18 protein-coding genes, 1 tRNA gene and 1 CRISPR repeat array are annotated in these 20,908 nt (G+C 35.1%); of the genes, 12 read left to right on the top strand and 7 right to left on the bottom strand.

The annotated features are described in order from the left end of the window. The first annotated feature begins 362 nt into the window (after positions 1-362). Entirely contained in the window at positions 363-872 is a 510-nt protein-coding gene (locus JMI89_RS01965; RefSeq protein ID WP_187755783.1) for a hypothetical protein, read from the top strand. 459 nt (positions 873-1,331) lie between these two features. After that, positions 1,332-2,079: a CRISPR direct-repeat array (repeat unit 28 nt; unit sequence GTTCACTGCCGTATAGGCAGTTTAGAAA). A 148-nt stretch (positions 2,080-2,227) separates the two neighbouring features. Here the strand turns inward: JMI89_RS01965 and yjgA are convergent. Further along, the gene (gene yjgA, locus JMI89_RS01960) at positions 2,228-2,761 is read right to left on the bottom strand and encodes a ribosome biogenesis factor YjgA (protein WP_220679205.1); all 534 of its coding nucleotides are present in this window, start codon (positions 2,759-2,761) and stop codon (positions 2,228-2,230) included. A gap of 218 nt (positions 2,762-2,979) precedes the next feature. Here yjgA and pmbA point away from each other — a divergent pair, with 218 nt between their 5' ends. The 3 genes from pmbA to JMI89_RS01945 are packed head-to-tail and all read left to right on the top strand — an operon-like array spanning position 2,980 to position 7,304. Further along, on the top strand, positions 2,980-4,350 hold the full coding sequence (gene pmbA, locus JMI89_RS01955; protein ID WP_220679204.1) for a metalloprotease PmbA: 1,371 nt from the start codon (positions 2,980-2,982) through the stop codon (positions 4,348-4,350). A 25-nt stretch (positions 4,351-4,375) separates the two neighbouring features. Next, on the top strand, positions 4,376-6,109 hold the full coding sequence (locus JMI89_RS01950) for a SulP family inorganic anion transporter (RefSeq protein WP_220679203.1): 1,734 nt from the start codon (positions 4,376-4,378) through the stop codon (positions 6,107-6,109). Next, the gene (locus tag JMI89_RS01945) at positions 6,099-7,304 is read left to right on the top strand and encodes a CinA family nicotinamide mononucleotide deamidase-related protein (RefSeq protein WP_187755780.1); all 1,206 of its coding nucleotides are present in this window, start codon (positions 6,099-6,101) and stop codon (positions 7,302-7,304) included. Before JMI89_RS01950 ends, JMI89_RS01945 begins: the two co-directional genes overlap by 11 nt. Positions 7,305-7,701: 397 nt before the next feature. Here JMI89_RS01945 and JMI89_RS01940 read toward each other — a convergent pair whose 3' ends face one another. Next, positions 7,702-8,358 carry a hypothetical protein gene (locus JMI89_RS01940; protein ID WP_187755779.1) on the bottom strand — a complete coding sequence of 219 codons (657 nt, stop codon included), beginning with the start codon at positions 8,356-8,358 and terminating at the stop codon, positions 7,702-7,704. A gap of 406 nt (positions 8,359-8,764) precedes the next feature. Here JMI89_RS01940 and JMI89_RS01935 point away from each other — a divergent pair, with 406 nt between their 5' ends. The 8 genes from JMI89_RS01935 to JMI89_RS01900 all read left to right on the top strand — a co-directional run bounded on the left by JMI89_RS01935 (position 8,765) and on the right by JMI89_RS01900 (position 14,977). Next, complete coding sequence (locus JMI89_RS01935) at positions 8,765-10,342, top strand: phospholipase D family protein (RefSeq protein WP_220679202.1); 1,578 nt, start codon at positions 8,765-8,767, stop codon at positions 10,340-10,342. 509 nt (positions 10,343-10,851) lie between these two features. Further along, positions 10,852-11,448, top strand: a complete 597-nt coding sequence (locus tag JMI89_RS01930; RefSeq protein WP_187755778.1) for a LemA family protein — start codon at positions 10,852-10,854, stop codon at positions 11,446-11,448. Continuing rightward, a complete protein-coding gene (locus JMI89_RS01925; protein ID WP_220679201.1) occupies positions 11,448-12,380 on the top strand; it encodes a YgcG family protein in 933 nt (310 codons plus the stop codon). Before JMI89_RS01930 ends, JMI89_RS01925 begins: the two co-directional genes overlap by 1 nt. A 236-nt stretch (positions 12,381-12,616) precedes the next feature. Beyond that, entirely contained in the window at positions 12,617-12,916 is a 300-nt protein-coding gene (locus tag JMI89_RS01920; protein WP_220679200.1) for a DUF6694 family lipoprotein, read from the top strand. 288 nt (positions 12,917-13,204) lie between these two features. After that, entirely contained in the window at positions 13,205-13,684 is a 480-nt protein-coding gene (locus tag JMI89_RS01915; RefSeq protein ID WP_220679253.1) for a DUF6246 family protein, read from the top strand. Between the two features lie 53 nt (positions 13,685-13,737). Continuing rightward, positions 13,738-14,094: a hypothetical protein gene (locus JMI89_RS01910; RefSeq protein WP_220679199.1), complete on the top strand. Its 357-nt coding sequence runs from the start codon at positions 13,738-13,740 to the stop codon at positions 14,092-14,094. A 32-nt stretch (positions 14,095-14,126) separates the two neighbouring features. After that, the gene (locus JMI89_RS01905; protein WP_220679198.1) at positions 14,127-14,465 is read left to right on the top strand and encodes a hypothetical protein; all 339 of its coding nucleotides are present in this window, start codon (positions 14,127-14,129) and stop codon (positions 14,463-14,465) included. Positions 14,466-14,542: 77 nt separating this feature from the next. Next, entirely contained in the window at positions 14,543-14,977 is a 435-nt protein-coding gene (locus tag JMI89_RS01900) for a hypothetical protein (RefSeq protein WP_187755772.1), read from the top strand. Positions 14,978-15,396: 419 nt separating this feature from the next. Here JMI89_RS01900 and JMI89_RS01895 read toward each other — a convergent pair. The 5 genes from JMI89_RS01895 to srmB form a co-directional block, all read right to left on the bottom strand. Continuing rightward, positions 15,397-15,473 (bottom strand) — tRNA-Val (locus JMI89_RS01895). 142 nt (positions 15,474-15,615) lie between these two features. Then, on the bottom strand, positions 15,616-17,022 hold the full coding sequence (locus JMI89_RS01890; protein ID WP_220679197.1) for an MATE family efflux transporter: 1,407 nt from the start codon (positions 17,020-17,022) through the stop codon (positions 15,616-15,618). An 11-nt stretch (positions 17,023-17,033) separates the two neighbouring features. Next, a complete protein-coding gene (gene rimO, locus JMI89_RS01885; RefSeq protein WP_220679196.1) occupies positions 17,034-18,362 on the bottom strand; it encodes a 30S ribosomal protein S12 methylthiotransferase RimO in 1,329 nt (442 codons plus the stop codon). A 262-nt stretch (positions 18,363-18,624) separates the two neighbouring features. Beyond that, positions 18,625-19,227 (bottom strand): peroxiredoxin C, encoded by a 603-nt coding sequence (locus JMI89_RS01880; protein ID WP_187755769.1) that lies wholly within the window; start codon positions 19,225-19,227, stop codon positions 18,625-18,627. A gap of 150 nt (positions 19,228-19,377) precedes the next feature. Further along, entirely contained in the window at positions 19,378-20,673 is a 1,296-nt protein-coding gene (gene srmB / locus JMI89_RS01875; protein WP_187755811.1) for an ATP-dependent RNA helicase SrmB, read from the bottom strand. Positions 20,674-20,908: the final 235 nt, after the last annotated feature.

The raw sequence follows: 20,908 nt of genomic DNA, 5'->3' as shown, positions 1-20,908 counted from the left end.
GTTCAATCGATAATTTCTGAGATAAAACTGTCTTAACAGACCTTTTAACTCAATTAAAATATCTTTATTTTAGGATAACTTTCAAATTTACAAAAAGATAGAAAAAGAGTTTTAAAAGTGAATTGGATTATTCTATAATTTTCTCGTATTAAACAAAATTCTTCTTATGATTGATCTAAAATAATAAAAATAACTGAGAACCACAGTCTGGAATTTAAGCTAATAAACATATTTCTTTAAAATATAACTAGTTATAGCGCTAGCCTGCAGAAAAGGATAAAAATATGATAATATGCAGCCTTAAATCTGGGTTCAGATATCAGTATATTTTAGTAAGTTTAATCATATTTCAATGTTGTATTATGAATATAGCCTTTGCCCATCTCTCTAAAACTTCAGCTAGGATACTTCAAGGAACTAATACAGAGGTTGATTATGAGCAAGCCAAAAAAAGATTAGGTTTTGCTATTGGTAATAAAGATTATTCAGAGATATTTGGTAATATTAGCAGTGAAAACTATCAATATTTTCAGGATGATTTATCGCTTAATTCATTTCTGGTGAAAGAATATTTCAATAGCTCAGTAACCTCTCATATTAGTGATGCTAGGGGGGATGCTTTTAATGATAACATAATTATTTATTCTGATTTATCCTATCATTGGGCTGATAATAACGGACACGTTCTAACAGAAAAACAACTGGATCTTAATATCTGTCAAATGAATTTAGCACTCCCATTACATTTAGATATAACCGCTAATAATGTGCAAATCCAAACAATATTGGGAGAACCGAGAACAAGTTTACCGGTTACTCTAACAAAAACATACTTAATATCATTCCCTGAAAAATGTTATGCAAATCCTTAGCCAGAATCGAATAAATATTAATAAATCAGGATTTTTTATCGTGCGCAACACAACGCGGTATTCCGAGAACTTGTTGGATTGCTTTAAAACCTTAGGATCGTCTAAGCATTGATAATAGCAATTTTGCCATTGCTTTAAAGTCAAAAAAGATAGCTTGCTAGTTGAGAGAATAATCTGTAAATAAACGCTAACTATAACGGCGAGTTAATAAAAAGATAACAAACGCGTTTCTTAAACAATTGAGGTTGTATCGGGTTTTGATATTACGGTAAGCAATATCTGACATCCAAGCTTATTAAATAAATCACCACAAAATGCAATTGCCAGACCCTTTTTTTTTAGTTAATTTAAAATATAAATATATTCAACAAGTTAAAAAGGCTCTAAAAAAAAGGGTTTTTTACTTCCAACTTCAAGTTTGCCTTTTTGTTAATAAGGTTTATAGTATGTTTGGTTCTAGTTCACTGCCGTATAGGCAGTTTAGAAATAGCGCTGATAGTCTTTCTAAGTAGCTTGTTAGTTCACTGCCGTATAGGCAGTTTAGAAATGACTTTGATTTGTATTTAATTGGTGAGTTTGGTTCACTGCCGTATAGGCAGTTTAGAAATATTGCACTGTCAATCGGAGACCAAAAAGACCGTTCACTGCCGTATAGGCAGTTTAGAAAAGCGAGCTTACCTTCCATTTGGGCTTTAGTGAGTTCACTGCCGTATAGGCAGTTTAGAAATGCATAAATTGCCGCTAAAGCACCAACGCCCGGTTCACTGCCGTATAGGCAGTTTAGAAAAAATGAAAGAATCTTTAGAAGAACTAAATCAAGTTCACTGCCGTATAGGCAGTTTAGAAAATCGGTCGATTCGTACTTGACGTCGTCATTGCGTTCACTGCCGTATAGGCAGTTTAGAAAAAAACGGAAGTAACAACGGTGATATTGATAAAGTTCACTGCCGTATAGGCAGTTTAGAAAAATACTATCTATTTTATTGGGTGTAATGACGTGTTCACTGCCGTATAGGCAGTTTAGAAACGGCGAGAATGAATATGGTAAAAAAATATTTCGTTCACTGCCGTATAGGTAGTTTAGAAATTTCAAAAAAATTAAGTTTTTATTCTGATTTTGTTCACTGCCGTATAGGCAGTTTAGAAAGATGGCTTATCAGATGAGCAACTGTTAAAGGTGTTCACTGCCGTATAGGCAGTTAGCCAGACATGTTAGTCTTTACCCTGCCTAGCAGATTATTAAACCCAAAGGCTTTTTTAAATGTCTTTGGGTTATTTTGATGTTGGTAAAAATGAATTTTACTATTGTTTGAAGCCGTAATGCTTACTATTATTTTATTTAAAACAAATTTGTCTTATTCATTCTCTGTAAGTGTTTTTAAATATTGAAAAATTTGGCGCGCTGATTTTGGTGGTTTGTTGTCGTCGCGTTCTTTCTTAGCGGTTCTCGCTAATTGGCGTAATTGTTGGCGATCAGCTAAAGGATATAATGCCATAATTGGCTCAGCGTTACCACTTTCGATTAAATCATCTCGTAATTGTTCTAGTTTATGGAAAAGGGCATTTTGCTGATTATGGCGATTTTTTAATTTGTCCAATGCTTGGCTGATCGGCTCGATATTACGATTACGTAGCAATTTACCAATATACTGGATTTGGCGACGATAACCTTCTTTTTTAATTTTTTGTGCCAATTCAATGGCATAAATCATATCTTCGTCGAGCGGGATTTTCGCTAATTCGTTTTTACTTAGTTGAGTCAGTTCAACACCTAGTTTTTTTAGGGCTTCGGCATCACGTTTAATTTCACTTTTACTAACATAGATGATCTCTTCATCGTTATCATCAATATTTTGTAATAAGGCGTCTTCTTGTTCAAATGGTGTCATACAATTTCTTTAAATTCAGTCGTTAAGTTAATGCGATAAATAGTAGATTTATACTCGCAATTTAAATAAAATTTTATTAAAAATATCACGTTGAATATTATCAATCTGCGTTATTATAACGTATCATTAGCACAATAACAGATATTAAATAAATGAATAACTCTATTGACTGATAAACGTATCATAAAATTCAGTTACAGATTATATTGGATAGATATATGAATACCTCACAAATTATTATAGATAGTAATAAAGAACAAAAACATATTGAAGCGGTATTAGCCCAAGCACTAGCGATTGCAAAAACTAAAGTGGATGCGGTGGAAGTTGCTATAAATAAATCAACAGGTATTAATGTTAGTACTCGCCAAGGTGAAACGGAAAATATTGAATTTAATAGTGACGGGGCTTTAGGTATTACGGTATATCAAAATCATCGAAAAGGCAGCGCCTCGACTAATGATCTCTCAGTGAAATCAATCGAGCAAGCGATTAATATAGCTGTTGATATTATGAAATATACCTCATCCGATCCTTTTTCTGGATTAGGTGATCCTGAACAGATGGCTTTTGATTGTCCTGATTTGGATCTTTTTCATCCGAGTGATCTCAATGTGGAACGAGCACTTGAAGAGGCTGCAATGGCAGAGCAAGCCGCATTAACATATAGTAATGATATTAAAGAGAGTGATGGTGGTTACTTTAGTAGTCGTTATGATATTCGGGCTTATGGAAACAGCTATGGGATGTTACAGAGCTACCGCACCAGTTCCCATTCTCTTTCCTGCTGTGTAATAGGTGAAAAAAATGGTCAAATGGAACGAAATTATGCTTATACCAGTTCGCGCGATATTCAGGCACTTAAAGATGCAAAATCAGTCGGTATGGAGGCGGCACAAAGAACTGTTGCTCATTTGGATTCACGACAAGTTGCTACCATGCAAACGCCTATTTTATTTAGTCCTGAAGTGGCAACTGGATTAATTGGGCATTTAGCGTCAGCAATTAGTGGTGGGGCAATTTACAAAAAGTCCTCTTTTCTGTTGGATCGAATCGGTCAGCAAATTTTTCCTCAATGGCTAACGATACATGAATTACCTCATTTATTAAAGGGAGTGGGTTCGGCACCGTTTGATGGGGATGGGATTAAAACATATGACCAAAATATTATCACTGATGGCGTGTTACAAACCTATTTACTAAGTAGTTATTCAGCCCGTAAATTATCTACCCAAAAACAGCCATTAAAAAGTACTGGACACGCAAGTGGTATTCATAATTGGCGTTTGCAAACTGACAATAATCAACATTCTTTTAATGAATTATTAAAAATAATGAATAGAGGTATTGTAATTACTTCACTCATGGGACAAGGCGTCAATCAGGTTACGGGCGATTATTCCCGTGGCGCAACTGGTTTTTGGGTTGAAAATGGTCAGATCCAATATCCGATAAATGAGTTTACCATTGCGGGTAATTTAAATGATATGTATCGTCAAATAATCGCTGTCGGTAATGATATCGAAACCCGTACCAATATTCAAACTGGTTCAATTTTGATTGAACAAATGAGTATTGCTGGAAAATAAAAATTGAACGAAAGGAAATCATAACATGACACAATTGGCAAATTATCGATGGTTGCAAAAGCTGTACCAATGGATGCCAGGTTTGAGCGCTTTGATAAACTATCAAAAAGAGTATTTCAATTATGATTTAAGAGCAGGGTTGTCTGTGGCAGCGGTGTCCTTACCTGTATCGATTGCCTATGCCGAATTAACTGGTGTTGGGGCGATCGCAGGGCTTTATTCTACTATTTTACCATTGATCGCTTATGCTTTATTTGGTTCTTCCAGACAATTAATTGTTGGACCAGATACTGCAACATGTGCTGTGGTTGCTGCAGTGGTGATTCCTTTAGCTGCTGACAACCCAATCTTAAGATGGCAATTAGTGATTGTTTTAACCATTATGGTTGGTCTTTGGTGCATTGTGGCAGGTAAATTACGATTAGGGTCGTTAGCTGATCTGCTTAGTCGCCCGATTTTAATTGGTTTATTAAATGGGATTTCTCTCACCATTATCATTGATCAAATTGCTAAAGTGTGTGGTTTTAAATATGACAATGCGATTTTTTTTGAACGCATACTATCATTACCTTTTAAAATAACTGATATTCACTTTGCTACAGCAATTGTTTCCATTTTGACCTTAGCAATTTTAATCAGCTTAAAGAAATTCAAGCCGCGTTATCCCGCGCCACTAGTTGCCGTTATTATTATCACGCTATTGTCTTGGATCATTGGTTTTGATCAGTTTGGTATACATATTATCGGTCAGTTAAGTAATGAGGTGATTCCTTTTTCCTCTTGGGCTGATTTTGATGCAGGGTTAATGCGTGAATTAGTCGTCCCATCTTTAAATATTGCGGTAATTTGTTTCATTAGTATGATGATCACTGTACGCAGTTTTGCGGCTAAAAATAATTACGACACAAATGCTGATACCGAATTTAAAGCGCTAGGGATTGCCAATATTGTGGCGGGCTTATCCAATGGTTTTGTGGTAAGTGGAACGTCGTCGCGTACCGCAGTAAATGATGTCAATGGTGGTAAAACCCAGTTGGTGTCAATGATTGCTGCGGCTGTGATTGCATTAGTGGTAATGGTTTTGCTACCACCATTGCAATATATTCCATCAGCCGTATTAGGCATTATTCTGATTTACTCTTCATGGTCTTTAATCGATATTAAAACCATCAAGCGATTTTTTAAGCAGAATCGCGAAGCATTCTATTTAAGTTCTTGTACGTTAATTGCCGTATTATTAATTGGGATTATTCCCGGTATGGCATTATCAGTATTATTAGGGTTATTTCTATTTTTACGCCGTGTTTTTCGTCCAAGTGATCAATTGCTAGGTGTCGATGATGACGGAAGAATTCACTCATTAGGGAATAAAGTGCAATCTGTTGATAATGTGATTATGTATCGATTTAATTCACCACTAACTTATTTTAATATTGCTTATTTCAAAAAACGTTTGATTAGTCTAGTTGATGAATCACCTAATCCGATTAATTATGTTATTGTCGATGCGATACCATGTTTCACTTATCAGGATGTAAGTGTATTAATGGGAATCGATGAGTTAGTTCATTCTTTGAAATCACGTAATACGATTCTTATTTTGGCTGGTAGGCGGCGTACCCTCAAACGTTGGTTTAAAGAAATAAATATTTATTTAGACGAAGATTATATTGAATTTGCTTATGATCTCTATTTTGCGTTGCGGGTAGTCCAAAGTAAAGAACACATGTCGGAATCGGATAATCCAGATGAAGAGTAATTTAAATATTGAAATGTTAAGTACCGGTGATGAAGTGCTCTATGGGCAAATTACTGATACCAATGCCACATGGTTATCCGACTATCTTTTTGCGCAGGGGTATGTTATCACCTCACGTTATACACAGGGTGATAATCTCCAACAATTGATTGCCACACTACAACAACGTAGTCAAGTTAATGATATTTTAATTGTTAATGGTGGACTTGGACCAACCAGCGATGACTTAACGGCGCAGGCCGCTGCACAAGCTAATCATGAATCATTAGTGTTATTTCCGCAATGGGTTGAAAAAATGCAGCAATATTTTGCGCAACGTGGCAAGCCAATGCCGTCCAGTAATATGAAGCAGGCTATGTTACCAAGTAGCGCAACAATAATTGATAACCCTGTTGGAACAGCTTGTGGTTTTCATATGATCATCAATAATTGCCAAATTTATTTTACACCTGGTGTGCCATCAGAATTTAAACAAATGGTTAGCCAGCAAATTATAGCAGATTTACAAAGCAAATTTCCGATTTTGGATAAACCATGTTGTTATCGACTTACCACGATGGGGCGTACTGAAAGTGATTTAGCCGATGAAATTGAATCAACATTAACTGTACCGGACGACATTACGATTGGTTATCGTTCGGCAATGCCTTTTATTGAATTAAAACTGACCGCAAAACAGAGTCAACAACCAGCAATGGATAAACTTTGGTATGAACTTAACGCATTAGTAAAGGATAATTTAATTTATGTGGGAACGATTGGATTAGCCCCTTTAGTAAGTCAATTACTACGTGAACATCATCAACCAATCATTATCATTGAACAGCAGACTGCTGGATTAATTGCTTATCCACTTTATAACAATCAGGCTCCGATAATCTGTTCGCAAGTGCTAGGTATTGATCAGGATATCGGTCAAATCGTTAACCAACTAAAGTCAACTTATCCACAAGCGGTTATTTTAGCGCTGCATGATTACGATATAGCAAGTGGTCGTTTTAAATTACAATTACTGACTGCTAATCATAAATATTATTATCAATTAAAATATAACGGTCGTCGTTATCATTTAGCTACCGAACAGACAATTTTAGCCGCAGTCGCCCATGATATATTGCGTCGCCATCTATTGAGATTGCCGTTAATTGGTCAATATACGTGGTTACAAACGGAACAGATTGATAGTGTTGGATAGATTAAAGCGGTTAATCTGGTTGAGTTTCCTATTAAATATTAAGTAATGAGTTTCTTATATTTCTTAATCGCGTTTGATCATTGTTGCCCTTGAGTAAGGATTACGCTCTCGATTCCTCTGTGATGGCGTTGCCTTAAAAGCAGGCGCAATACACCGCGAATGGTGTTCTGGTAAGTTGACAGTTTCTTGATCAAATTATCTAGCTCCTGCATGCTACTGCGCAGCGTTAACGTATGGCGCATTGTGGACTCACTAGCTCTTAAATCTAATATGGCTAATATGTTAAATATTCTCTTCTGGCTTGAAAATCCCCTGCATAATCTCCTGATTAAAAATGCCTTAAATGTTACCCATTTTATGTAAAAATCGCTTCACCACTGAGGAGAAAATTAATGATTTATGATTGATTGATGAAGACAACATTCATATGATAACTAACCAGCGTTGATCCAAATAAATTACTTTTAATTTTTACCAAAATTTTAGAAGGATATTGTTTATCAGGATCTTTCGTAAAAGGAACGAAAAACCACTCCGAGCTGTGTGGCTCATGAATTTTGATACCATTTTTTGCCCGTTTAGTCTTGGTCATCAATCTGAATGGACCCGGTGTGGTAATTTTATACTGACTGGTAATATATTGTTTAGTCTCACCAGGATAGAAGCTAATCAACATTTTTAATAACATTATTGAAATAAATAAAATAAAAAAGAGGATAAAAGCAAATTGTCCAATATGATTTATAATTTGCAATATGCCTGTTTTTTGATGATATTTTCTGGCTGATTTCGAATTTATCAGCCAACAAAAGATTATACTAAGAATTAGCGATATCATCCCTGTTATCACCATCCAATTATTAGAAATAATTGTTTCGGTTTCATAGTCAAAATAGCTAGAAAACATAAATCCCAAACAAGCGATGACCGATGCGCAACCCCATATGAAATGATTAAATTTGCAGACCTTCATGTTATAGCGTTGATAAGGATTTCGATTATTGTTACCAAATTTTTTCTTACCCATTACATCAATTCGGTAGTTCTTAAACATATTCTTTTATTGCATGTCAATTTAATGATAAGTATTTTATTTAAATAAAACCAATTAACAAGGTGAATAGTCACTAAAATATATCAACTTATAAGCCTTTTTATCGAAAATTGTTAATTAATTTTTAAATTATCGATTATGATTAAGCTATAAGAAGGCGTTTCACTATTCATTTTTAAGCATATTGCAATCATGCTTGAAGGAATCGAATATTGCATTAACTTAATAACACTTAAAAAAATATTATACTAATTTTAATCACAGAATTTTTAATGTCATAAAAACGAAGTGCTTTAATAAATATTTTACCGATTAGTGATATTGTCTATTAATAATTATTATACTTAATTTTATAATGATTAAGTAACTTCAAAATCAAGTTGATGAATTTTTAGTTGAGATTAGTATGAAGCAAAAAGGGCGGTTACGTATGTTGCTTATTGTTATGGGGGTATTTATTTTATTCTCGATACTAGCTATCTATAGTTTTGGTCGTTTCGCCAAACAGGTGAAAGGAGAATCGAGCTATGCATTAACGATACAAGACGGGCAAACAAACCTTGATAAAGCCCTAGGTACTGAATTTGCATTACACCCCAATGAAAGTAGTCTTTTATTAGTTCCAAGTGATAAAGATGCGTTTGCAATTCGGGCAAAAAGTGCCCGGGAAGCTGGGCGCAGCTTGGATTTGCAATATTATATGTGGCATAACGATTTGACTGGACAATTATTAGGATTAGAAGTCTTAGAGGCAGCTGAACGTGGGGTCCGCGTTCGTATCATTCTCGATGATATGAATGTTAAAGATAATAGTGATTTACTTGCTACGCTAAATCAACATCCAAACATCCACATTCGCATGTTTAATCCAACTCGTGCACGAGGTAATAATCTGATGCGTGGCATTGAAATGTTACTGCGTGGTTTAAGTCTAGATAGACGAATGCATAATAAGGCTTGGATTGCCGATGGGCGAATGGCAATTGTTGGTGGGCGTAATATAGGTGATGAATATTTCGGTGCAGCTGAGAATCGTAATTTTTTTGATGTCGATTTATTAATCGGTGGTCAAGCCGTTCATGACACAGAAGCGATATTTGATGATTTTTGGAATAGTGATGCCGTTATTCCGATTGAGGCGCTGGTCAAAAATCATAAACAATCATTAGAACACTTGAGACTTACGATTGAAAGCAAAAGAGCAAATTTATTAGCACAACCCTACTTAAATCAATTAGCTGACACACCCAGTGTTCAATCACTTTTTAAGAAAGAGTGGAATCAAGGGGTATGGCAAGTCCATTGGAGCAAAGATATTCATGTGTATTCTGACCCCGCCATTAAGGCATTTAATAAAGGTGAAGCGCAATGGTTAAAAAATCGTATACAACCAATTATCACGCAATCAACCCAACGTTTAGATATTATTTCACCTTACTTTGTTCCTGGTAAAAGTGGTGTACATGAATTTATACACTTACATCAACAGGGAGTTGCATTGCGCATTTTAACTAATTCGTTGGCGGCAAATGATGTCATTTTTGCCCATGGTGGTTATATGACTTATCGTAAACCCTTGTTAGAAAAAGGGATCAAATTATATGAATTAAAGCCTTTTGGCAAGGTCGGTCATACATTACTTGGTTCAAGTGGGGCCAGTTTACATACTAAAGCATTTTTGGTTGATGATAAGTTGGGTTTTGTTGGCTCATTTAATTTCGACCCTCGTTCGGCAAATCTCAATACCGAAATGGGTATTATCTTTGCAGAACCAACGATTATTCAAGCATTACAAAATGAATTTAATCTAAGAATTAGCAACGATTATAGCTATCACGTTATATTGCAGGATGACAAACTGTGTTGGCTTGATCAAAGCGATCACCATGAAGAGATAAAGTGGCAACATGATCCTGAAAGTAAGTGGTGGCAAAGAGCTCTGGCGACAGTAATAAGTTATTTACCGATTGAGTCGCAATTGTAATAGGAAAATAATTTCTTAAACATTCTTAGTTGGTTAGAGCTTTAATGGCTAAAACACAATATTTAATCGCCTACCTATATTCGATCTGCAAGCTGGTGAGTCCATGTGCTCCACTCGCTCAGTACTGCGTCGCAGAACGTAGCATCCCGAAGATTTGCGGTTAAAAACTTTCGGCTCAGCTGAGCATCGATAACCGCATATTTCACCTTTGCTTTAAAGACACAGCAAATAGCTCGATAATCCAGAGCGTGATCTGTACACAATAGCTAATAATAACTGCCAGTCATTAAAAAAGATTGAGTTAATTTTTCAATCTCTGTAAATCTAGTTAACCAAAAAATGTTTCTTTTAATGACGATTTCAAAATTGGCAAATTTCATTTATTTTTAATTGCCGAAAACAAGACGTTAAATTTATTTTATATTTATAAATCAATGAGTTATACTTAGGTTTTGATTCTGATTATATCAGCTGATATTAATCCATTATTTAATAGGGTAGAGGAATTTATGAAATCTAAATTTATATTGGTCATTATTGCGTTAGTCGTTATATTTGCCGTATATTTATTCAATAGTTATAACTCAGTACAAACCAATGATGAAAAAGTTTCGGCTGCTTGGTCAGAAGTTCTTAATCAATATCAACGTCGTGCAGATTTAGTGCCTAATTTGGTAAATACTGTGAAAGGTTATACCAATCATGAAAAAGAGGTACTAACTCAAGTTACTGAAGCTCGAGCAAAGGTTTCATCGGTTCAAATCAATACCGATCAATTATCTGATCCTCAGGCTATAGCCCGATTCCAACAAGCACAACAGCAATTAAGTTCTGCTTTAAGTCGTTTAATTGCAGTAAGTGAAAATTATCCTGAATTAAAAGCAAGCAGTCTATATCAAAATCTTATGGCGCAACTAGAAGGAACGGAAAATCGTATTACTGTCGCTCGTAATCGTTATATTGCTACAATTCAAACCTACAATAGCTATATTCGCCGCTTTCCTGGTAAATTTATTGCCATGTTTTCAGGTTTAACACCTAAAGCTCAATTTAGTGTCGAAAATGAAAAACAAATTTCTTCTGCACCACAAGTAAGCTTTGAATAATGATGAATCATTTAATCAAAATTATTTTAGTTTGTTTTCTATACTTTAACCATTTAGCGTTTGCTGATGTTAGCGTACCGGCATTTACGCAACGCGTTGTAGATACAACAGGTACGCTAACTCAAGCACAATTAAATCATCTGGAACAACAGATTATTCAATATGAAACTGCTAAGCAAGATGGCGCGCAAATAGCCGTTTTGATGATCCCAACTTTAGAAGGAGAATCAATTGAAGATTATGCTATTCGCGTGTTTGATAGTTGGAAAATTGGTAAAAAAGATCATGATAATGGCATATTATTTCTGATTGCTAAAAATGATCATCGGGTACGTATTGAAGTTGGTTATGGTTTAGAAGGCGATTTACCGGATATAAAAGCCAAATGGATTATTAATCGTTCCATTACACCCCAATTTAAACAAAATAATTATTATCAAGGTATCAATAATGGTTTAAATGATATGATTCAGATCTTAACCGGCAATATTGATAATCAAACCCCACAAGCAACCAATAAAGATTTACAACTAAAAGATGTGTTAAATAGTGATTTTGCTCCACATCTATTTAGTTATGCAGCGATTTCCTTCTTTATCTGTGCGACAATGGGAGGTTTATTACCATCACGGCTCTTTAAAAAGTCGCAAGGGATACGAGGGCTCTTTGTTGGTGCTTTAAATGGCATATCAACCGGTGGTTTTTCACTGTATTCTGGTTTACCTTTTTCAATAGCATTACCGATTTTATTTTTAGTATTTGTTGTTAGTACGATATTTTATGGCATTTTTGGTATAAGCGGATCCGGTGGTGGCAGTGGTCCCTATGGTGGTGGACGTTCTGGTGGAGGATTTGGCGGAGGTTTTGGTGGTGGTTTCGGCGGTGGCGGAGGCGGTCGCAGTGGTGGCGGTGGAGCTTCGGGAAGTTGGTAAATGTTATTTAATTTTCTCAACAATGATAGCTGGTTCTGGCGTTAATAGCGAAAACGTAATAATTATTCCATAGCAGATTCAAGGGATAGCGAGCCCTTGATATTCCATAATCACAGACCTGTGTCGCAGAATATGGGTGCCCGAAGGGTTGCGTTTAAAACCTTCGAATTATCTTGTTTATTTGCCGATTAATTTTGTATAATCCCTAAAAATCTACTATAAATAGGAAATTATATATGTTTAAGAAGCTAGTAACTGTATTAGTTGTTAGTTTTGCTTTAGTTGGATGTGGCGAAGGCTTACCAAAAATTGATGCTTCATCTAAGTCAGCATTTCAAGCATCAATGAAAGAAATATCTGCAACATTACAGGGAGAAGATGAGGATAATTTCAATAGAGCAATAATAGGAGTTGTTGTTGCGGCTAGTTTTCAAGTAGGAAACGATGAAGACAAAATTCAGCAAATATTGAAAGAAAAACTAAACGGTAAAACAGCAAAAGAAATCATAGAAGAGTATGGTAAAAATAATCCATAGTAAAAAATTTTTCAAGCTAGTTAAATGCCATGGTTTCTTTACCATGGTTTTTTTATGAACAAATTTTGAGTATAGACTTAATATCGAATCGCTAGCAATGCTAGACACGCACACAACTACACAATAGCTCGTGATATTGTGTCGGTCTCATTTGAATTTAAGGTGCTTCATCTAAATCTATAAAAATTACTGGTGAAGTTCTTACAACTCAACCAAACAAAAAACAGGGTTAAATGTGATTAGAACAGATATAGGCGAAATTGTTATTTCAATTAAAAGAAATGGGACATTGAGCATAAAAAAATTGATTATATCTTCACTCCCTCATTTGAAAACTTATCAAAACTTGGCGAACCACATGAGATAGTTAACGCCTATGCTGTTCTGCTTTCTAATGATGCATATAACGCAATGACTCGCTTTAAAGAACCAAATCAATACGTAATTAATTACATTAATGAAAAAATAACACTTCAACTTGAAGTTGCAAGACAAGTGCTGACCTGTTGTTGCCCAAATGATGTTACCCAGCTGATTGGAAGTAAAACAAAAAAAGGGTTAATAAAAATTCAGAATATTATCATGATAGCCAGATGTTTGCTTGATTATGGCGTAGTGGGGAAAGTGAAAGTTAGAGTATCTCAGTGCAACAAAAATAAAATTATCAAAACAGCAGTAAAGCAAGAAGTCGCTAATGATATTAGTAGTCGTACGGGATACGTCTGGCAAGCTATGTCAAATTCGACTAATATTCAATCTAAATTATGATTGATATTAGATGATAAATTTCATACCATTACCGAAAAAATAAGGAGAATGGTATGAAAAGAATTGTATTAATCATTTTTATTTTGTTAGGAGCAACGGCTTGTACTAATATGGCAGAATATAGAAACAATTTGGATGTATCAAACACATACACATCTAACAAATCCGTTGAAGAAGTTTCGGAATGCATTCTTGTTGAATGGCAAAAAGAACGGTTAGGGGGGATACAGTACGCAAATCTACAGAAGACAGGCATCTATCATACTGTGTATTCAGAGCAGTTTATCGATGTTTGTGATACTTTTGAGGATAATGGAATTACAAGAGTGAATTTTTATTCTTATCGTGGTGATTTTGATTTTTGGAAAGGGAAGCAAAAACGTACTAAAGCTATTAAGAGATGCTTATAGTCATAATAGAAGAAGCTTTACCAAAGGTATGTATGAAAAAGATTGCATTGCTTGGATTGATAGGGTTTGTTTTAACTGGCTGTGGTGATAAGTGTGATTCTGATGTTGGGGCTTTCGTAATGTCTCAAAACTTTGTAAAGAAAAAATTGAAATATCCGTCAAGCGCGGTATTTCCTTACATAGATGATAGTGCTGTTTATGTTTACGGAGATATTGATAAAGAAGGATTAGAAATATGTGAATATAGTGTTCATGGATATGTAGAATCGAAAAATAGCTTTGGTGTCATGGTGAATAATAAATATACAGTTGATTTAAAATATAATGTTAAAAATGATACATGGAGTGCAACTCAAGTATTTATTCAATGATTCAGATGTTCAATCTAAATTGTAATTGATATTAAAGGATAGATTTCTTAACATTACCTAAATATTATGGGGATGGTATGAGAAGAATTTTATTGCTAGGATTAATTGGGTTTGTTTTTTCCGGCTGTGAGGAGAAGAAAGTAACCGAAGATATGCTTGTTGGGGAGTGGATATGTGATATTAATTACCAAGTTGCCAAATGGAAGAATGGTGTATTCCAAGATTATGCTCCCCAAGATGGTTATGCAGAATTATTCGTTAAATATCTAAAAAAAGATGATAATCTTTTTGTAGAATATACTGATGGCGATGGTGAAATAAAACAGGATTTCAACGAAATGAATGGACGTTTTGAATCTTTTATAGGTAATATGAAAATAGTCGGATCTAGAAAGCTCGAATATATATCAGACAATGAGTATCAATTAATAATTGAATCTACGAGAACGTATAATAAGTCAGAAGATAATGAAAAAATTAAAATATTAACGCATTGCACAAGAATAAAATAACTATTGACTACCAAAGCAAATTAAAACTCTCTTAAAAGGTTTTTATTGGTCATTATTTGTATCAGTGTCTTTTTTATTCTAATATTGATGAAGTGATTTTCCAAGGCTCGACCAAAAACAGCAATACCAAGTAATTCTATTTGCATTGATAACAACATTAATAAATAGCTAACGATAGAATCGATAAAATAAAATGATTTGGGCAGCGCCTGTGTCAAATTTAGGACATTAGAACTAGGAAATAGCAATATTAACGCAATGGATGTGTTAACAAACATTGAGCATAATTTTCTAAATGATAAGGTTGGAAGGCTTTAAATAGCGGTAATGGTTATTTTATGGTGTAACCGTCTAGCCAAAATATAAAATCTAGATCATATAAGATTTTATTCAAAATTTTTTGATATAAGGCTTTAGGATGGTACGCCCGGGTGGACTCGAACCACTGACCCCCACCATGTCAAGGTGATGCTCTAACCAACTGAGCTACGGGCGTATAAATAATTTGTTAATCAGTAACTATAGGCGCAAATATTAACGATATTAAGTCCAACTGGCAAGTAAAAAAATTAAAAATTGCTGTTTTTATCATCAAACAAGCTTGTTTGTTTATAATACAAACAAGCCTGAATGAGATTTTATTGATTTGCTTGCATCAAGATTTTGTCGCTAGGTTGTCGTTGAATCATTATCATACGACCAATTAGTAATACCGCTGCAAATAATAAGCCAAAGATAATACTCATCCAAAAGCCGGCAGCTCCCATTGGTTCGGTAATCCAATTGGTTAATCCTAAGATGTAGCCTAGTGGTAAACCAATGCCCCAGTAAGATATGAAAGTGATATAAAAGATGCTCTTGGTGTCTTTATAACCACGTAAAACGTTACTGGCCGTTACTTGCAGATAATCAAAGACTTGATAAATAGCCAATAAAATAATTAATGGTAGGCTTAATTCAATGATATTCAGATCATTGGTAAAACAGATAATAAAAAAGCGTTTAAACACCACTAACAAAATGGCAACTGTTAATGATAGCAAAAGTGCAATCGTTAAACTGACATAGGCCGTCCGTTTGGCTAATAATGGTTGTTGTTTCCCTAATAAATAACCAACTCGAATACTGGTAGCAACACCCAATGCTAATGGAAGTGTAAAGGTCATGCTACTTAAAGCGAACACGATTTGGTGACTTGCGACGATATCTTTACCTAAAGGTGCGATCATAAGTGCGATGATGGCAAATAGGCTGACCTCGAAAAAATAAGCAAGAGCGAGAGGGATACCCAATACGATGATGCGTTTTAAGATCTGGAACTCAAAGAGTTGTGTAAAAGGCGTTTGGCGAATATCTTTTTGAGTGGGGGTCATTGCAGTATAACACTTAATCAAAATGAACATTAACCAAAATACGATTGCGCCAGTAATACCACAACCGATTCCACCAAATGCAGGTAAACCTAATTTTCCATAAATTAATACATAATTAATTGGAATATTGGCCAAGAGTGCGATAAACATCACATACATGGTTGGATTAGTGTTTGATAGCCCTTCGCATTGAAAACGATAGACTAAGAAATAGAGAAACCCAGGCACACCCCACATAATTGAACGCAGAAAATAAACTGCCACATGCATCATTTCGGGATTAATCTCATTATCTGCGCCATTGCGCAATGCGATAATTTTATCTGAGTGATATAAAAGTGTCATTAGTATTATTGATAGCAAAGTGGCTATAACTAAACCTTGTCGCGTATGATCGGCAATTTGTTGACGTTTACCCGCTCCATTTAAATTGGCAATGATTGGTGTTAATACCGATAATAGACCCTGACCAAATAAGATGGTCGGTAACCAAATTGATACACCAAGAGCAACACCCGATAACGCAACATCACTATCACCATTATTGTCAGTGTAGTGCCCTGCTAAAATCGTATCGACAAAAGTAATGCCAGTTTGTGCAATTTGCGCAAAGATGACTGGAATTGATAATTTAATGAGAGTCTTCGTCTCGTTTTTATAAGAATATTTCATAAGTTGGTTACTTAATTGTTTGGAACAAATGTTCCCCATAGATCGTATTCGTCAGAATGTTCAATTTTGACATTTACAATATCTCCCACTTTAACAGACTGTTCATCATTTAAATAAACAACACCATCAATTTCTGGTGCATCTGCCATGGTTCGTCCAATAGCACCTTCATCATCGACTTCATCAATAATAACCGGCATAATTTTACCGATCTTACCGGCGAGTTTTGTCGTTGAGATGGTTTGTTGCAGTTGCATAAACTGATGATAACGTTCTTGTTTAATTTCTTCAGATATCTGATCTGGTAATTGATTTGCCATTGCACCATCAATAGGACTATAGGTAAAACATCCGACCCGATCAAGTTGTGCGGCAGTCAAAAAGTCTAACAATAGTTGAAAATCATGATCTGTTTCGCCTGGGTAACCAACGATAAAGGTGGAACGTAACGTGATATCCGGACAAATTTCACGCCATTTATGAATTCGTTCCAGTGTTTTTTCAATGGTTCCCGGGCGCTTCATAGATTTTAATACTGTTGGACTCGCGTGTTGTAAGGGGACATCCAAATAAGGTAAGATTTTTCCTTCCGCCATTAATGGAATGAGATTATCGACACTTGGATAGGGATAAACATAATGCAATCTTACCCAGATTCCCAGTTTTGCTAGTTGTTCACATAAATGTTGGATGTCGGTTTTCACTGGCATACCATTCCAAAATCCTAGCCGATTTTTAGTATCTACGCCATAGGCCGAAGTGTCTTGAGCAATGACTAAAAGTTCACGCACCCCACTATCCGCCAAACGCTTTGCTTCATCGAGTACATTACCGATGTTACGACTTACCATATCACCACGTAAAGAAGGAATTATGCAGAATGTACAACGATGATTACAACCTTCTGAAATCTTTAAATAAGCATAGTGTTTAGGGGTTAGTTTTACACCTTGTTGCGGAATTAAACTGGTGTATGGGTTAAATTCTGGTTTTGGCACATATTTATTGACATGATTTAGTACCGACTCATAACTATGTGGTCCAGAAATTTCTAACACTTTTGGGTGAACCGTTCTTATTTGATCTTCTTTCGCACCAAGGCAACCAGTCACGATGACCTTGCCATTTTCATTTAATGCCTCGCCAATAGCTTCCAAGGATTCTTGAACAGCACTATCAATAAAACCACATGTATTTACGATCACTAAGTCGGCATTATCATAAGAAGGAACCACCTGATAACCTTGTGTTCTTAATTCAGTTAAAATTCTTTCAGAATCAACGAGATTTTTAGGGCAGCCAAGACTGACAAACCCAATTGTAGGAGATAAATTGCTCATAAGTAAATTATTTATAATAAAATCATTAAAAATCGAAATGTTATAATGGATTGGAAACGTGGCTATTCTAACATAAAAAAATCGCTTCACTATTTAAAATCTTTACAAATTTTAATAACTCATTTTACCTAACTAGTATTTTATCTCATTAAGCTTAGAAGGTTATTAAAATAAGAGACGCGAGGGTATCGTGAAATAAAAAAACCGGAATACAGATTCCGGTTTTACTAAAAAATAAGAACTTTAAATTAGGGGGAAATAATTAAAGTTCTCCAGCATGCTGTTTTAAGTAACTGGCTACACCATCTGGGCTGCCTTTCATACCTTGCTTACCTTTAGACCATTGTGCCGGGCATACTTCGCCATGTTCCTCATGGAATTGGAAAGCATCAACTATACGTAACATTTCATCAATATTACGACCAATTGGTAAATCATTAACGGTTTCATGACGTACAATACCAGATTTGTCGATAAAGAATGAGGCACGTAATGCAACACCGGCTTCAGGATGTTCTATCCCATAAGCTTGCATGATAGAGTGTTTAACATCAGCGATAATTGGGAATTTAACTTCACCGATACCACCTTCACTTTGTGGTGTTTTACGCCATGCATTGTGGACAAATTCAGAATCCATTGAAATACCAATTACTTCAACGCCACGTTTTTTAAATTCTTCTAAGCGGTGGTCAAACGCAATAATTTCAGAAGGACAAACAAATGTGAAATCCATTGGCCAAAAGAAAACAACAGCATATTTATCTTTAGTGAAATTAGCAAAGTTAAAATTATTAACGATTTCACCATTACCTAATACAGCAGAAGAGGTAAAGTCGGGGGCTTTGCGAGTAACTAATGTCATAATATTGAGCTCCTAAGTTTTTTTATTATGTAAGGATAAAGTCAAAAATGCTGTAACAATATCCATAATGTAGCTACATTATAACGTTCAAAATGTGATAGCCAACACGGTTAAAACAATCAATTTCATAAGTTAAGTCTATCAATTTTGTTAGATTGATAATTTTTTCTTAGGTTTGCCGATGTTTTTAGTATCACGATGACGCTGTTTTTTCTTTTTTACCTCTTTTTTTTGTGCTTCTTTCTTAGCTTTAGCCTTTTCTGACGGTTTTTTCTTCCTAGCGATCTTAGGGGGTTTGGTTTTTGGTCTTAATTCATCAATTACCCTTAAAATTAATGATTCATGTGTATATCTTTCAATCTTTTTCATTAATTCATAATCGTGAGCTTCAACTAACGAAATGGCAGTTCCTTTTTTACCTGCTCGTGCGGTACGACCAATACGATGTAAATAAACATCGGCTGTTTTTGGCATATCGAAATTAATCACGTGAGTGATATCATCAAAATCTAATCCGCGCGAAGCAACGTCAGTAGCTACCAAAACATTAACGGTGTTGTTCATCATACGTTTAATCGCTTCATTACGTTTTGCTTGTACCATTTCCCCTTCAAGATAACAACAACGAATATTCTCAGCATTTAACCAACTAACCAGTTCATGCACCCGTTCACGTTTACGGACAAAAATAACACTTTTAGTGACTTCAGGCTGATTGAGTAAATGAACCAAAATTGCTGTCTTATGTTTAAGATCATCAGCTCGGTAATAGTATTGAAAGATTTTTTTACGTTCTTTGCGTGAAGGTTCAGCATGAATTTCTACGGGATCATTAAGAATTCGTTTAGCAAAATCATATAAACCTTGCCCTTCAAGTGTGGCTGAAAATAATAAGGTTTGTGTGCGCCAACGTGTTTCAGCGGAAATCGTTTCCACATCTTGCGCAAACCCCATGTCTAACATGCGATCAGCTTCATCAAGAATTAACATTTCTACAGCTCGACAATCAAAATTTTCTTCTTTGATGTATTGGAGAAGGCGTCCGGTAGTGGCAATAACAATATCCTGATTTTTACTGAAAATTTCGGCATGATTCATATACGCCACACCACCGGTAATCGTTGCAATACTTAAAGTGGTAAATTGTGTGAGTAATTTAGCTTGTTCAGCAACCTGCATGGCTAGCTCACGCGTTGGGGTAAGAATTAATATTCTTGGTGGGCCTGGTTTTCTTCTTGGAAAATCTAATAAATGTTGCACAGCAGGAATTAAATAGGCTAAGGTTTTTCCAGTACCAGTTGGCGCAGAGCCTAGGATATCCCGATTATCAAGTGCATGCGGGATGGTTTGTAATTGGATTGTGGTTGGAGTAGTGAAATTTTGCTGATTCAGGCTCTTTATTAAAAGCTCATCAAGCTCAAGATTTGAAAAATCGTTATTTGTCATCATCGTATTATTGTATCTAATAAAATGCATACTATAACATAACGGTGTTAATATTAAGGTATATTTAATTCGTGATTATTATTATCACAAACGATTATTACCATCAAACCAGTCCAATTTTATAGAAAATAACAATAATTCATCACTCCATCTTATGTTGATAATAGAATGTTACGATATTTTATTCAGATGTAAGATTTACATAGTTATTAAAAATCTCCGTTAAAATCGGAGC

Origin of the sequence: Frischella sp. Ac48, from assembly GCF_019641635.1 — a bacterium.
GTDB classification, from domain to species: Bacteria; Pseudomonadota; Gammaproteobacteria; order Enterobacterales; family Orbaceae; genus Frischella; species Frischella japonica.
Note: the sequence above shows the minus strand (reverse complement) of the source record. Positions and strands in the feature narration are given on the sequence as shown.